Consider the following 13,964-nt stretch of genomic DNA (forward strand, 5'->3'; position numbering starts at 1 on the left):
TCGGCCATGAATTCGCCCACACTCACCCCGGCCGCCGGCGCGGCCCAGACCTCCGCCCCCCGGGAAACCGCCGGCCTATGGCGGCCCGCCCTGTCCCTCTTCGTGCTGCTCTCGGCCCTAACCGGCCTGGCCTATCCCCTGGCGGTCACCGGCATCGCCGCGGTGGCCTTCCCCTACCAGGCCCACGGCAGCCTGATCGCAGCCAAGGACGGCAAGGCTGTGGGTTCGGCCCTGATCGGCCAGCCCTTCTCCTCGCCCCGCTACTTCTGGGGCCGGCCCTCGGCCACCGCGCCCCAGCCGGACAACGCCCTGGCCTCCGGCGGCAGCAACCTGGGGCCCACCAACCCGGCCCAGGTCGAGGCCGTGGCCGCCCGGGTGGCGGCGCTCAAGGCCGCTGATCCGGGCAACAACGCCCCCATTCCCCAAGACCTGGTGACCGCTTCGGGCAGCGGCCTGGACCCGCACATCTCGCCGGAGGCGGCCCTCTACCAGGCCGCCCGGGTGGCCCGGGTCCGGGGTCTCGGTCAGAGCGAGGTGGAGGCCCTGATCGAGCGCCATACCGAAGGGCGCACCTGGGGGCTGCTCGGCGAGCCCCGGGTGAACGTGCTCCAGCTCAACCTGGCCCTCGACGCCCTGCACCGCTGACCCGGCAGGGGCGAAATCCCCCGCCATCCCCGGGCCGCCTCGCGGCGCCGCCGCCCGGCCGCCGCTCCTTGGCCGCCTTGGCCAGGTTGGCCGGCCGGGGGTAACTCAACAAGACTTGATCCTTCATACTCCACCCATGGCCGATCCCTCTGCACGCCCCGACCCCGACGCCCTGCTCGAACAGCTCCAGCAGGCCGATGCCCAGGCCGCCCGGGGCAAGCTCAAGGTCTTCTTCGGCGCCAATGCCGGCGTCGGCAAGACCTACGCCATGCTGGCCACGGCCCGGGCGCTGCGCGAGCAGGGCCAGGATGTGCTGGTGGGGGTGGTGGAAACCCATGGCCGGGGTGAAACCGCCGCCCTGCTCGACGGCTTGCCGGTGCTGCCGCTCCGGGAGCAGGACTACCGGGGCCATCGCCTGCGCGAGTTCGACCTGGACGGCGCCCTGGAGCGCCATCCTGCCCTGATCCTGATGGACGAGTTGGCCCATACCAACGCTCCGGGCTCGCGCCACCAGAAGCGCTGGCAGGACGTGGAGGAATTGCTCGCCGCCGGCATCGACGTGTTCACCACGGTGAACGTGCAGCACCTGGAATCCCTCAACGACGTGGTCGGCGGCATCACCGGGGTGCGGGTGTGGGAGACGGTGCCCGACCGGGTGTTCGACCAGGCCGACGAGGTGGTGCTGGTGGACCTGCCGCCGGACGAACTGCTCAAGCGCTTGCAGGAAGGCAAGGTGTACCTGCCCCGCCAGGCCGAGCGGGCGATCCAGAACTTCTTCCGCAAGGGCAACCTGATTGCCCTGCGCGAACTGGCCCTGCGCCGCACCGCCGACCGGGTGGACGGGGAGATGCGCGCCTGGCGCCGCGACCAGTCGGTGGAAACGGTGTGGCGCACCCGGGATTCCCTGTTGGTGGCGGTGGGCCCTGCCCCGGGGGACGAAAAGGTGGTGCGCACCGCCGCCCGCCTGGCGGCCCGGCTGGAAGTGCCATGGCACGCGGTGTACGTGGAGACGCCGCGCCTGCAACGCCTCGGCGAGCGGGAGCGGGCGCGAATTCTGGCGGTGCTGGCCCTGGCCCAGGAACTGGGCGCCCAGACCGCCACCCTGCCCGGCCAGGACGCCGCCGCGGCCCTGGTGGATTACGCCCGACGCCACAACCTGGCCAAGGTGGTGGTGGGGCGCTCACCCCGGGCGGAACGCTCCGCCCGCCCCTGGGGCTGGCTGGCCGGCCTGCTGCGCCCGCCCATGGCCGGCCGCCTGGCCCGGCGCGGCGACGACCTGGACGTGCTCGAAGTGCCGCGCAGCGACGCCGACCAGCGCATCCGCGGCCGCGGCCCCCTGGACGAGGACGAGGCGGTCGGCGCTGGCCCCCACGGCATGCAGGCCTACCTGCCCTACCTGGCCACCGCCGGGCTGTGCGCCCTGACCACGGCCATCGCCACCCCCCTGCTGCCCTACCTGGACCTGGCCAACATCGTCATGCTGTTCCTGCTCACCGTGCTGGTGGCAGCGATGAAGTTCGGCCGGGGGCCGGCGGTGCTGGCGGCGGTACTGTCGGTGGGGTTCTACGATTTCTTCTGCGTCCCGCCCATCTATTCCTTCGCCGTCACCGACGCCCAGTACCTGCTCACCTTCGCGGTGATGCTGCTGGTGGGGCTGGTCACCGGCCAGCTCACCGCCAACCTGCGCTTCCAGGCGGCGGCTTCGGCCCGACGCGAGCTGCGTTCCCGGGCCCTGTTCGAACTCGCCCGGGAACTGGCCGGGGCCTTCGCCCCCGAGCAGATCATCGAGATCTGCGACCGGGCGGTGCGTGCCTCCTTCGGCGCCTCGGCCCGGCTGCTGTTGCCGGACGCCACCGACCGGTTGGCCCTGGGGGACGACGCCAGCCTGGACCCGGGCATCGCCGAATGGGTGTTCGCCAAGGGCCTGCCGGCGGGCATGGGCACCGATACCCTGCCGTCGGCGCCCCGCCTCTACCTGCCCCTCAAGGCCCCCATGCGCACCCGGGGGGTGCTCGCCCTGGAGCCGCCGCCGGGAAGCGCGCGCCTGCTGCTGATTCCCGAGGAGCGGCGCCAGCTGGAAACCCTGGCGGCCCTGGTGGCCATCGCCCTGGAACGGGTCCATTACATCGCCGTGGCCCAGGACGCCCTGGTCAGCATGGAGTCGGAACGGCTGCGCAACTCCCTGCTGTCGGCCCTGTCCCACGACCTGCGCACCCCGCTCACCTCCCTGGTGGGCACCGCCGAGGCTCTGGCCCTCACCGGCCAGGGCGGCGAAGGGGCGTCCCTCACCCCGCGCCAGCGGGAACTGGCGTCCAGCCTGCGCGACGAGGCCCTGCGCATGAACGCCCTGGTAAACAACCTGCTCGACATGGCCCGGCTCGAATCCGGCCAGGTCCAACTCAACCGCCAGTGGCACGCCGTGGAGGAACTGCTCGGCAGCGCCCTGGCCGCCCGGGAGAACGCCCTGGCCGGGCACCGGGTGGTCACCGATCTGCCGGCGGACCTGCCCTTGGTGGAATGCGACGGCGTGCTGGTCGAGCGGGTGCTGTGCAACCTGCTAGAAAACGGCGCCAAATACACCCCGCCGGGCAGCACCCTGACCGTGAACGCCCAGGTGGTGGATGGCGGGGCGGCGGGGCGGCAACTCCAGGTGGCGGTCAGCGACGACGGTCCCGGGTTGGCGCCGGGGGCCGAGGAGTTGGTGTTCGCCAAGTTCAGCCGCGGTCGCGCCGAATCCAACGTGCCCGGGGTCGGCCTCGGCCTGGCCATCTGCCGGGCCATCGTCGAAGCCCACGGTGGGCGCATCTGGGCGGAAAATAAAACCCTGCCCGCCCCGGAAGGCGGCGAAGAGGCGGTCTCCGGCGGCGCCCGCTTCGTCTTCGCCCTGCCCCTGGGCACGCCGCCGCGCCTCGACGAGAGCGAAGCCGAAACCGAAGCCGGTGCTGGCGTCCCCGCTGCGCTCCTTCCCCCGCCCATGGAATTGCCCTGATGAGTACTCCCGTCGTTCTCCTCGTCGAAGACGAAAAGACCATCCGCCGCTTCGTGCGCACCGCCCTGGAAGAGGGCGGCTGCGAGGTGCACGAGGCCGAGACGGTGCGCCAGGGCCTGATCGACGCCGGCACGCGCAAGCCGGACCTGGTGATCCTCGACCTGGGTCTGCCCGACGGCGATGGGGTGACCCTGATCAAGGAGCTGCGCGCCTGGTCCGCCACCCCGGTGCTGGTGCTGTCGGCGCGCAGCCAGGAGGCGGACAAGGTGGCGGCCCTGGACGCCGGTGCCGACGATTACCTGACCAAGCCCTTCGGCGTGGCCGAGTTGCTTGCCCGCAGCCGGGCCCTGCTGCGCCGCGGCCGCATTGCCGGCGGCGAGCCCCTGGTCTGTTTTGGCGACGTGACCTTGGACCTGGCCGCGCGGCGTGTTACCCGGAGCGGCGACGAGGTGCACCTGACTCCCATCGAATACCGCCTGCTCACCCAACTGGTGGCCCACGCCGGCAAGGTGGTGACCCAGCGCCAGCTGCTGCGCGAAGTGTGGGGGCCGAGCCACGCCGAGGACGGCCACTACCTGCGCATCTACATGGGCAACCTGCGCAAGAAGCTGGAGGCCGATTCGGCCCGGCCGCGCCACTTCCTCACTGAGACCGGGGTGGGCTACCGCTTCCAGCCGGATTGAGCGGCGTCCGGGCGGAGCGCACAGAGTAGCGCCGGGCAGTTTGGCTCGGCGCGCGGCAGGGGCAGGGCCAGCGGCGTGGGATGGGCGATCGCTACGCCCTGCTCTGACCCGTTGGGCCGGGCCGGCGTTGTGCACAAAACGCGTTGCCCCAAACCCTAGGCGGGGCGCGGACTTTCAGAGGGTATGCCTGGAACGCCGCGCCAGTGCTCGCGTTGCGGGGCGCCTAGTTGGAGAGCAAGTATTGATGCGGCTTTCCGCGAGGCTGCCATCGCAGCGGTACGGGCAGTGCCGCGCCGGCGGCGGGGAACGAACAGGGGGCGATCCGGCGGCCTGCGAAAAATGCGATGCCTCAAATCCTAGGCGGGGCGCGGACTTTCAGAGGGTAGGCTTGGAACGCCGCGCCAGTGCTTGCGTTCCGTGGCGCCTAGCTGGAGAGCAAGGATTGACGCGGATTTCCGCGAGGCGGCCATCGCAGCGGCTGGCTGGGAGGCAGGGGGCGAATGAGGAGCGGCGGCGAACTTGGTGGACGCAGTTGCACGAGTGACGTTGCGTCCGGTCTCGGGTGAGTAGGGGGGGGCGGCCTGTCCCGCCCTCCCTGCGTCTGCCGTGTGGCGGCTTCCCGAGGATGGGCCGGTGCCCGGCTCAGATGCGCTCGTAGGTGACGAAGGCGTAGGCGGTGCCGTTGACGCCGGTGTGGGCCTGCCGGTCCGTTTCGCGCCACTGGCCGCGCTCCCAGGCCGGGAAGCGGGCGTCGCCTTCCGGCGCCAGATCCACCTCGGTGAGCACCAGCCGATCCACCAGGTTCTGGGCCAGGGCCTGGCGGTACAGTTCGGCGCCGCCGATCAGGAACACCTCGTCTCCCCCGGGGGCTGCGGCGGCGTGGGCCAGGGCCGCTTCCAGGCTGGTGTGCACCGTGGCGCCGGGGGCGGCGTAGGCGCCGTCCCGGGTCACCACCACGTTTTCCCGGCCGGGCAGGGGCCGGCCCAGGGATTCCCAGGTCTTCCGCCCCATCACCACCGGGTGGCCCAGGGTGGCGGCCTTGAAGTGCTTCAGGTCCTCCGGCAGGTGCCAGGGTAGGGCGTTGTTGCGGCCGATGATGCCGTTGGCGGCGACGGCGGCGATCAGGGTGGTGGTCATGGTCGTGGCGGAAAAGACAGTGGCGGGGCGGCGGTCGGGGCCTCGGGATGCTTAACGGTGGCCGTGGCGCTGGCAGTAGGCCACCAGGCCCCGGGTCGAGGCGTCCAGGTCGTCGGCGGGGGCGCCTTCGAGCACCGGCAGTACCCGGGAGGCGACCCGCTTGCCCAGTTCCACGCCCCATTGGTCGAAGGAGTTGATGCCCCACACCACGCCCTGGACGAACACCTTGTGCTCGTAGAGGGCCACCAGGGCGCCCAGGTGGAAAGCGTCCAGCCGGGGCAGCAGCAGGGTGGTGGAAGGCTGGTTGCCGTGGAACACCTTGAAGGGCAGCAGAGTATGGATTTCGTCTTCCGACAGGCCCTCGGCCTCCAGTTCGTGGCGGGCCTCGGCCTCGTTGCGGCCGAAGGCCAGGGCCGCGCTCTGGGCCAGGCAGTTGGCCAGCAAGGGGGCGTGGTGGCCGGGCAGGGGGTAGTCGCTGGAGGCGGCAGCGATGAAGTCGCAGGGCACTAGCCAGCCGCCCTGGTGCAGCAACTGGAAGAAGGCGTGCTGGCCGTTGACGCCGATTTCGCCCCAGACGATGGGATTGGTGCGGCAGGGCAGGGGCAGCCCTTCCCGGGAGACGGCCTTGCCGTTGCTCTCCATTTCCAGCTGTTGGAGGTAGGCGGGCAGGGAACGCAGGGACTCGTTGTAAGGCAGCACCGCCGAGGTTTCGGCGCCGAGGAAATTGGTGTTCCAGATGCCGAGCAGGGCCATCAGCACTGGCAGGTTGCGTTCCAGGGGCGCCTCGCGGAAATGGGCGTCCATGGCGGCGGCGCCCGAGAGCAGGCGCTCGAAGCCGCCCATGCCGATGGACAGGGCCACCGACAGGCCCACCGCCGACCACAGGGAGTACCGTCCGCCGACCCAATCCCAGAAGGCGAAGACGTTGTCGCCGGGAATGCCGAATTCGGCGGCCCGGGCGGGCTCGGCGGTGACGGCGACGAAGTGCCGGGCCAGGGCCGCCTGGTGGTGGGCGGTATTGCCCACCGCCGAGAGCAGCCATTCCCGGGCGGTCTGAGCGTTGATCAGGGTTTCCTGGGTGGAGAAGGTCTTGCTGGCGACGATGAACAGGGTCGCCCGCGGGTCCAGGGTCTCCAGCAGCGGGGCGAGCTGGGCCCCGTCCAGGTTGGAGACGAAGTGCAGGTGCAGCCCCGGATGCTCGAAGGCGGACAGGGCGCGCACCGCCATCTTCGGCCCCAGGTCCGAGCCGCCGATGCCGATGTTGACCACGTGGCGGATCGCCTCGCCGGTATAACCGCGCCACAGCCCGGCACGCACCCGTTCGGCGAAGTCGCGCATCTGGTCGCGCACCTGGCGTACCTCCGGCATCACGTCGAGGGCGGCGGAAGGGAAGGGCGTCGGGTCCAGGTGGCGCAGGGCCGGGTGCAGCACGGCGCGCTTTTCGCTGGCGTTGATCGTCTCGCCGGCGAACAGCCGGGTCCGCCAGCCTTCAACGTCGGCGGCCTTCGCCAGGTCGGCGAGCAGGGCCATGCCCCGGGCGTCGATGCGCTGCTTGGAAAAATCCACCAGCAGGTCGCCCAGGGAATGGGACATGGCGGAAAAGCGCTCCGGCTCGGCGGCGAAGAAATCGCGCAGATGCCGTCCGTGCAGGGCGTCGCGGTGGGCGGCCAGGGCCTGCCAGGCCGCAGTGTGGGTAATCGGGAGGAGGCAGACGTCCTGAGCGGGCATGGTGGTCGTCAGTGTTGTCGTCGATCGGGGCGGCGGTTACACCGCCACCGGTGCGGGAATGTGGGGGTGTGGATCGTAGCCGTCGAGGCGGATGTCCTCGAAGCGGAAGGCGAACAGATCGCGCACCTCCGGATTGAGGTGCAAGGTCGGCAGGGGCCGGGGCTCCCGGGACAGTTGCAGGCGCGCCTGCTCCAGGTGGTTGGAATAGAGGTGGGCGTCCCCCAGGGTGTGCACGAAATCGCCCACGCCGTAGTCGCACACCTGGGCCACCATGTGGGTGAGCAGGGCGTAGGAAGCGATGTTGAAGGGCACCCCGAGGAAGATGTCGGCGCTGCGCTGGTAGAGCTGGCACGACAGCTTGGGGCGCGGATCGGCAGCCTCCGGGTCGCCCGGGGCGACGTAGAACTGGAACAGGGCGTGGCAGGGGGGCAGGGCCATGCGGTCCACCTCTCCCGGGTTCCAGGCCGACACCAGGTGGCGGCGGGAGTCGGGGTTCTTCTTCAGCGCTTCGACCAACTGGCCGAGCTGGTCCACGGTGCGCCCGTCGGCGGTTTCCCAGCGGCGCCACTGCTTGCCGTAGACCGGGCCCAGTTCGCCGTTCTCGTCGGCCCAGTCGTCCCAGATCGAGACGCCGTTGTCCTTGAGGTAGCGGATGTTGGTGTCGCCCTGGATGAACCACAGCAGTTCGTGGATGATGGAGCGCAGGTGCAGCTTCTTGGTGGTGACCACGGGAAAGCCGTCGGCCAGGTTGAAGCGCATCTGCCAGCCGAACACCGACAGGGTGCCGGTGCCGGTGCGGTCGGTTTTCTTCTGGCCGTGCTCGAGCACGTGGCGCATCAGGTCAAGATAGGGTTTCATGCGGCTGGAATCGGGGCGACACTATAATGGATGGCAGGATTGTACCCTGCCCGGCCATGCCTCCCGAGCCGGGCCCGCCAACAGCCGTTCCGACAGACCACCCCCGGCCCGCCGGGGCGGAGATTTCCATGCCCGAGTTGTCCGCTGCAATTGCCGCCGACCACCCCCTCGCCGATCCGGCGGGGTTGCGCTTGGCCCTCACCGCGGTGGATTCGGGCAATCCCTTCAAGGCCCTGGACGCCCTGGCCGGCTGGCTCGAATCCCTGGCAGACAGCCAGGCGTGGCGCCCCGATGCTTTGTTCGACGTGCTCTGCGCCCTGGACGACGCGGCCCGCCCCCATCTGACCAAGCTGGCCCATGACTATCTGGGCGCTTCCTCCCTGTCCCGGGGCGAGGAACGGCGCCTGGCCTTGCTCAATATAGATTTCCGCGGGCTGCTGGTGGCCCGCTACGAATCCTGCCTGCTACGCCTCGAAACCGGCCGGGCCCAGCCCGGCATGGGCGCCCTGGCCGCCCACCTGCCGGCCCTGGTGGTGCGCCTGCTCAAGGCCCAGGGGGCGGCGATCCGCTGGGCCCGCTACCGCTACGGCGCTATCGGCGGCGACGCCTGGCGCCGTCTCGGCTGGGCCTACGGCATCGCCGAGCGGGAGGATGTGGCGATGCGCGAGGTGCGCCTGGAAGGCGACGGCGGCGCGACCTCGCCCCTGGCCGAGTACCTGCGCATCCTGATCCTGGCGACCTCGGCCACCGACGGGCTGAATCCGGCCGAGGTCGATCTGGCCGACCGGCTGGGGGCCTGGTTCCGGCCCCATTTTCGCTTTGTCCGCGAATCGGGAGCCGATAGTGTTTACTGGGTGGATTTGGCCCAGCCCTTGCCGCCTACCCGCCTGGCCCAGGAGCCGGCGGCGGCGTCGACCCTGCGCTTCTTTTCCCCGGGCGATGCCCTGGCCGCGTTGCAGTCCTTCACCGCCCAGGCCGAGCAGGGGCGCCTGCCGCCGGCCCTGGACCTGGGGCCGGGTAACGGGGTGGAACGGCTGCTGCCGGTGTTGCGCCACTTGGCGATGCATTGGGCGCCGGTGCCGCCCCTGCGCGCCCAGCAGCGCCACCGGGTCCATGCCCGGATGGCCGTGGTGGTGGGGTGGGATGCATGCAGCCAGGTGTTTTCCGGCGCCAGCGACGAGGTGCTCGACCGGGCTGCCAGCTGGGTGGTGGAGGACATCAGCCTGGGGGGCTGCGGCGCCTCGGTATCCGGCTGGGACGATGGATTGCGCGCGGGAAGCCTGGTCGGCATGTTGCCCGAGGAGGGCGGTGCCTGGCTGCTCGGAGTGGTGCGCCGCTTCCGCCGCGAGAGCGACACCGTGGCCAGCGTCGGGGTCCAGACCCTGAGCCGCAACGTCAAGCCCGTGGCCCTGCGGCCCCTGGGGGGGAAACACTATGGCGTGGTGGTGCCCGAACCGGCACTGTGGTTGCGCGACGGCAGCCGGGGCAACGAGGCGCGCTTCGTCGTTCGCGCCGGCGCCTTTGCCGATGGCGAGGCCCTGGAAACCGTCATCCAGGGCGCCCGGGTGGTGCTCGAGCCGGTAGGCCGGGACGAGGCCGGTCGGGGCTACGCGGTGGTCCGCTACCGGGCCCACCGGGCGGCTTGATCCATTTGAGAATCGCTCAAGCCGCCAGGATCGGCGGCGCGGTTACGCGGCCGGCGGTTTTTGCGCCGACTTGGGGCGGAAGGCCTTGACCACCTCGTCCCGGGTCTCGATATAGGGGCCGCCGATCAGGTCGATGCAGTAGGGCACGGCGGCGAAGATGCCGGGCACCACGGGCTTGCCCGATTCGTCTTTCAAGCCTTCCAGGGTTTCCTTGATCGACTTGGGCTGACCGGGCAGGTTGAGGATCAGGCTGCGGCCGCGGATCACCGCCACCTGGCGGGAGAGGATGGCGGTGGGCACGAATTCCAGGCTGATCCGGCGCATCTGTTCGCCGAAACCGGGCATTTCCTTGTCGCCCACGGCCAGGGTGGCCTCGGGGGTCACGTCCCGGGGCGATGGGCCGGTGCCGCCGGTGGTCAGCACCAACTGGCAGCCGGAGCGGTCGGCCAGGTCGATCAGGGCTTCCTCGATTTCCGAGCGCTCGTCGGGAATAAGGCGCACTTCGGTTCCGAAGGGGGTGATCAGGGCCGCGGTCAGCCAGTCGCGCAGGGCCGGAATGCCCTTGTCTTCGTAAACGCCGCTGGACGCTCGGTCGCTGACGGACACCAGGCCGATCTTGAGGGGGGAGTGGTGGTGCTGGGCCATGGCGTGCTCCGGATCAGAGGGGGGCGTCGAGGTCGTCTTGCGCCTCTTCTGCCGGTGGGACGCTCGCTGCCGCCTCCAGTTCCTTGAGTACCTGGAAGAGGGTGCGGAAGGCCTTGGGCGGTTTGTTCAGCTCCCGCTCCTTGAGGGCGTTGCGGCGCAACTGGCGCAGGTACTGGATGTTGGCGCCCGGGTGGGCGGCCAGCACTTCTTCCAGGGCGCGCTCGTTCTCCAGGATCTCGCTGCGCAGGCGCTCCAGGCGGTGCAGCTTGGCATTCTCGACCGCCGAGACGCCGTCGAAGGCGTCGATGGCGGCCTGTAGGGGTTCCGGGTCCGCGTCGCGCATCAGCCGGCCAATGTACTGCAACTGGCGGCGCCGGCCCTCGAAGTCGGTAATGCGCTGGGCTTCGCGCAGCGCGTCGCGCAGGCCGTCGGGCATCTCCACCTTGGCCAGCCGGTCGGCTGGCAGCTCGACCAGGCGCACGCCCAGGGCCTGGAGCGCTTCCACCTCCAGCTTGCGTTTGGTGCGGGAGGCGCGGCGGCGCGGCTCTTCGTAATCGTCGTCCGGGGCATCCAGATCGACGAACAGGGGATTGTCGTGGTGACGGCGGCGGGTGGTCATGAACTGAGGTGGGGCTGGCCGCGGGGCGGCGCCCCGCTGGGTTGGAAAAGTGGACTGCTATGATAGCGACTTTGCCTCACCTGACCGAATTCCTATGGCTGCCAAGCGTTCCTTGCGTTCTCCCGCCCGCCCGGTTTCCCGGGGCGAGGCTTCGTCCCGCTTCTCCCATTCCCTCGACGACCTGAAGACCCTGGCCGCCGATGTGGTGGCGGTGGCCATGAAGGGGGGCGCCAGCGCGGCCGAGGCCGACATTTCCGAGGGCTTCGGCCAGTCGGTGACGGTGCGCTGCGGTGAGGTCGAAACCCTGGAGCACAACCGCGACAAGGGCATCGGTGTCACGGTGTATTGCGGCACCCGCAAGGGCTACGCTTCGACCAGCGACTACTCGCCGGCGGCGATCCGTCAGACCGTGGAGGCGGCGCTGGCCATCGCCCGCTTCACCGCCGAGGACCCTTGTGCCGGCCTGCCCGAAGCCGAGTTGCTGGCGGACGGCCGGGGCGACCCGCAACTCTATTACCCCTGGCGCCTCGACGTGGATGCCGCCGCCGATCTGGCGCGGCGCTGCGAGCAGGCGGCGTTTGCCGTCAGCGGCCAGGTGAAGAATTCCGAGGGGGCCACGGTGTCGGTCCAGGAAGGCCAGTTCGCCAGCGCCAACAGCCTGGGTTTCGTCGGCGGCTACCCGACCTCGCGCCACTACATCGCCTGCTCGGTGATCGCCCAGGACAAGTCGGGCATGCAGCGGGACGACTGGTATTCGACCCACCGGGACCCGGAGGCCTTCCCGGCGCCGGAAGAAATCGGCGACTATGCCGCCCGCCGCGCCCTGGCCCGCCTGGGGGCGCGCAAGGTCAAGACCTGCGAGGTGCCGGTGATCTTCGAAGCGCCCCTTGCCTGCGGGCTGCTCGGCAACTTCACCCACGCGGCTTCCGGCGGCAGCCTGTACCGCAAGTCGTCGTTCCTGCTCGACAAGCTGGGGCACCGGGTCTTCGCCCCGGGCATCCGCATCAGCGAGCGCCCTCATCTGGCCAAGGGGCTGGCCTCCAGCCCGTTCGACAGCGACGGCCTGCCGACCCATGACCGGGAGGTGGTCCAGGACGGCATCCTGTCCGGCTACTTCCTGTCGGTCTATACCGCCCGCAAGCTGGGCCTGGCCCCCACCGGCAATGCAGGGGGCAGCCACAACTTGATCATCCAGCCCGGCCAGCACGATCTGCCGGGGCTGATCCGCCAGATGGGCCGGGGCCTGCTGGTCACCGAGCTGCTTGGCCACGGTGTCAATTACGTGACCGGCGATTATTCCCGCGGTGCGGCCGGCTATTGGGTCGAAAACGGCGAGATCGTCCATCCGGTGGAAGAGATCACCATTGCCGGAAACTTGCGCGAGATGTTCCAGCACATCGTCTCCGTGGGTAGAGATGTGGTCGTCCGGGGTTCGAAACAGAGCGGCTCGATCCTGATCGAGCGGATGACGGTGGCGGGCGCCTAGGCTGGGTTTACGGTGAAACGCGTTACGGATTGATTCATCCGGCGCGTGTCTCCCGCTGGAGATCGTTTATTCATGGGCTTTTCCGCAAAACGAAAGCCGATATAATCGATTGCATGTTTGGCAATTTGCGGCCCGCAAAGCCCGTTTTGCCGGCATGTCCGGAAACGAAACAGTTCCCACCAGGAGGAGACCCACCCATGCAACGTAGAGACTTTCTGAAGAAAGCGACCGTTGGCGCCGCCGCCGGTGCCGCCGCCACCGTGGCAGCACCTGCCATCGCTGACTCCCTGCCCACTATCAAGTGGCGCCTGACGTCGAGCTTCCCGAAGAGCCTCGACACCATCTACGGCGGCGCCGACGTGCTGGCCGACCGGCTGAAGAAGCTTACCGAAGGCAAGTTCACCGTCCAGGTCTTCGCCGCCGGCGAAATCGTTCCGGGCCTCCAGGCCCTGGATGCCGTCCAGCAGGGCACCGTCGAGCTCTGCCACACCTGCTCCTATTACTATGTGGGCAAGGACAAGACCTTCGGCTTCGGCACCTCGGTGCCCTTCGGCCTGACGTCCCGGCAGCAGAACGCCTGGCTTTACTATGGCGGCGGCCAGAAGCTTCTGGACGACTTCTACGCCAACTACAACGTCGTCTCCTTTGCCGGCGGCAACACCGGTGCCCAGATGGGCGGCTGGTTCCGCAAGGAAGTGAACGGCATGGCCGACGTGAAGGGCCTGAAGATCCGCATCGCCGGCCTAGGCGGCGAAGTCTTCTCCCGCCTTGGTGCGATCCCCCAGCAGATCGCCGGCGGCGACATCTATCCGGCCCTGGAAAAGGGCACCATCGATGCGGCGGAGTGGGTCGGTCCCTACGACGACGAAAAGCTCGGCTTCTACAAGGTCGCCAAGAACTATTACTACCCGGGCTGGTGGGAGCCGGGTCCCACGATCCACTTCTTCGTTAACAAGAAGGAATGGGACAAGCTGCCCAAGGTCTACCAGGAAGCCTTCCAGGCGGCTGCCTACGAGGCCAACATCATCATGCAGGCCGAGTACGACCATAAGAACCCGATCGCGCTGGCCAAGCTGATCAGCCAGGGCGTGAAGGTTCGCCGCTACCCCAACGACGTGATGGCCGCCGCCCGCAAGTCGGCATTCGAGCTGTACCACGAAGAGGCGGGCAAGAACCCGGCGTGGAAGAAGATCTTCACCGAATGGGACAAGTACCGCAAAACCCAGCACACCTGGTTCAGCCTCACCGAGGCCAGCCTCGAGCAATTCATGTACGCCAACAATAAGTAACAAGGCGGGGCGGCAGTGCCCGCCCCTCCATACAGAAGTACCTGGACCCGGCGTTGCCGGGTCTTTTTTTATCATGTGGAGGTAAAGGTGTTGACGTCCTGGATTTGGTGCGTATAATTCGCCCTCTCGCTGCTTCGGCGGTGAGGCGGTTCGAAAAAAACGTGTTTTAACTCAATGGGTTGTACGCGTTTTGTGCGAATTGGCAGCAAGTCAAAACGTTTTAAGAAATTTTAAAAAAC

Annotated in this window: 11 protein-coding genes; 6 read left to right on the forward strand and 5 right to left on the reverse strand. The window is 69.1% G+C overall.

All coding sequences use genetic code 11. The features are described from left to right. Positions 1 to 6 precede the first annotated feature (6 nt). The 3 genes from kdpC (at position 7) to kdpE (ending at position 4,317) form a co-directional block, all read left to right on the forward strand. Entirely contained in the window at positions 7 to 645 is a 639-nt protein-coding gene (kdpC, locus tag LWW89_RS16620) for a potassium-transporting ATPase subunit KdpC (RefSeq protein WP_293266187.1), read from the forward strand. 136 nt (positions 646 to 781) lie between these two features. Further along, positions 782 to 3,634, forward strand: coding sequence for a two-component system sensor histidine kinase KdpD (kdpD, locus tag LWW89_RS16625; RefSeq protein ID WP_293266189.1), 2,853 nt, complete (start codon positions 782 to 784; stop codon positions 3,632 to 3,634). After that, positions 3,634 to 4,317, forward strand: coding sequence for a two-component system response regulator KdpE (gene kdpE / locus LWW89_RS16630; protein WP_293266191.1), 684 nt, complete (start codon positions 3,634 to 3,636; stop codon positions 4,315 to 4,317). Before kdpD ends, kdpE begins: the two co-directional genes overlap by 1 nt. A gap of 642 nt (positions 4,318 to 4,959) precedes the next feature. Here kdpE and LWW89_RS16635 read toward each other — a convergent pair. Genes LWW89_RS16635 through LWW89_RS16645 form a run of 3 tightly spaced genes read right to left on the reverse strand, consistent with a single transcriptional unit; the run spans position 4,960 to position 8,040 of the window. After that, positions 4,960 to 5,454, reverse strand: a complete 495-nt coding sequence (locus LWW89_RS16635) for a dihydrofolate reductase (protein WP_293266193.1) — start codon at positions 5,452 to 5,454, stop codon at positions 4,960 to 4,962. Between the two features lie 51 nt (positions 5,455 to 5,505). Then, on the reverse strand, positions 5,506 to 7,182 hold the full coding sequence (gene pgi, locus LWW89_RS16640) for a glucose-6-phosphate isomerase (RefSeq protein WP_293266195.1): 1,677 nt from the start codon (positions 7,180 to 7,182) through the stop codon (positions 5,506 to 5,508). 36 nt (positions 7,183 to 7,218) lie between these two features. After that, positions 7,219 to 8,040 (reverse strand): thymidylate synthase, encoded by an 822-nt coding sequence (locus LWW89_RS16645; protein WP_293266197.1) that lies wholly within the window; start codon positions 8,038 to 8,040, stop codon positions 7,219 to 7,221. Positions 8,041 to 8,168: 128 nt separating this feature from the next. Here LWW89_RS16645 and LWW89_RS16650 point away from each other — a divergent pair, with 128 nt between their 5' ends. Then, positions 8,169 to 9,686, forward strand: coding sequence for a hypothetical protein (locus LWW89_RS16650; protein ID WP_293266199.1), 1,518 nt, complete (start codon positions 8,169 to 8,171; stop codon positions 9,684 to 9,686). Between the two features lie 42 nt (positions 9,687 to 9,728). On the opposite strand, the gene mog is transcribed toward LWW89_RS16650, so the two are convergent. Together mog and yjgA are read right to left on the reverse strand one after the other, a co-directional pair. Then, positions 9,729 to 10,331 (reverse strand): molybdopterin adenylyltransferase, encoded by a 603-nt coding sequence (gene mog / locus LWW89_RS16655; RefSeq protein ID WP_293266201.1) that lies wholly within the window; start codon positions 10,329 to 10,331, stop codon positions 9,729 to 9,731. A gap of 13 nt (positions 10,332 to 10,344) precedes the next feature. Then, positions 10,345 to 10,950 carry a ribosome biogenesis factor YjgA gene (gene yjgA, locus LWW89_RS16660; protein WP_293266203.1) on the reverse strand — a complete coding sequence of 202 codons (606 nt, stop codon included), beginning with the start codon at positions 10,948 to 10,950 and terminating at the stop codon, positions 10,345 to 10,347. A gap of 112 nt (positions 10,951 to 11,062) precedes the next feature. Between yjgA and pmbA the strand changes: the two genes are divergently transcribed. Next, positions 11,063 to 12,436, forward strand: coding sequence for a metalloprotease PmbA (gene pmbA, locus LWW89_RS16665; protein ID WP_293266205.1), 1,374 nt, complete (start codon positions 11,063 to 11,065; stop codon positions 12,434 to 12,436). Positions 12,437 to 12,633: 197 nt separating this feature from the next. Continuing rightward, positions 12,634 to 13,725, forward strand: coding sequence for a TRAP transporter substrate-binding protein (locus LWW89_RS16670; RefSeq protein ID WP_293266207.1), 1,092 nt, complete (start codon positions 12,634 to 12,636; stop codon positions 13,723 to 13,725). Positions 13,726 to 13,964 lie beyond the last annotated feature (239 nt).

Origin of the sequence: Oryzomicrobium sp. (assembly GCF_021287045.1) — a bacterium.
Classification (GTDB): domain Bacteria; phylum Pseudomonadota; class Gammaproteobacteria; order Burkholderiales; family Rhodocyclaceae; genus Oryzomicrobium.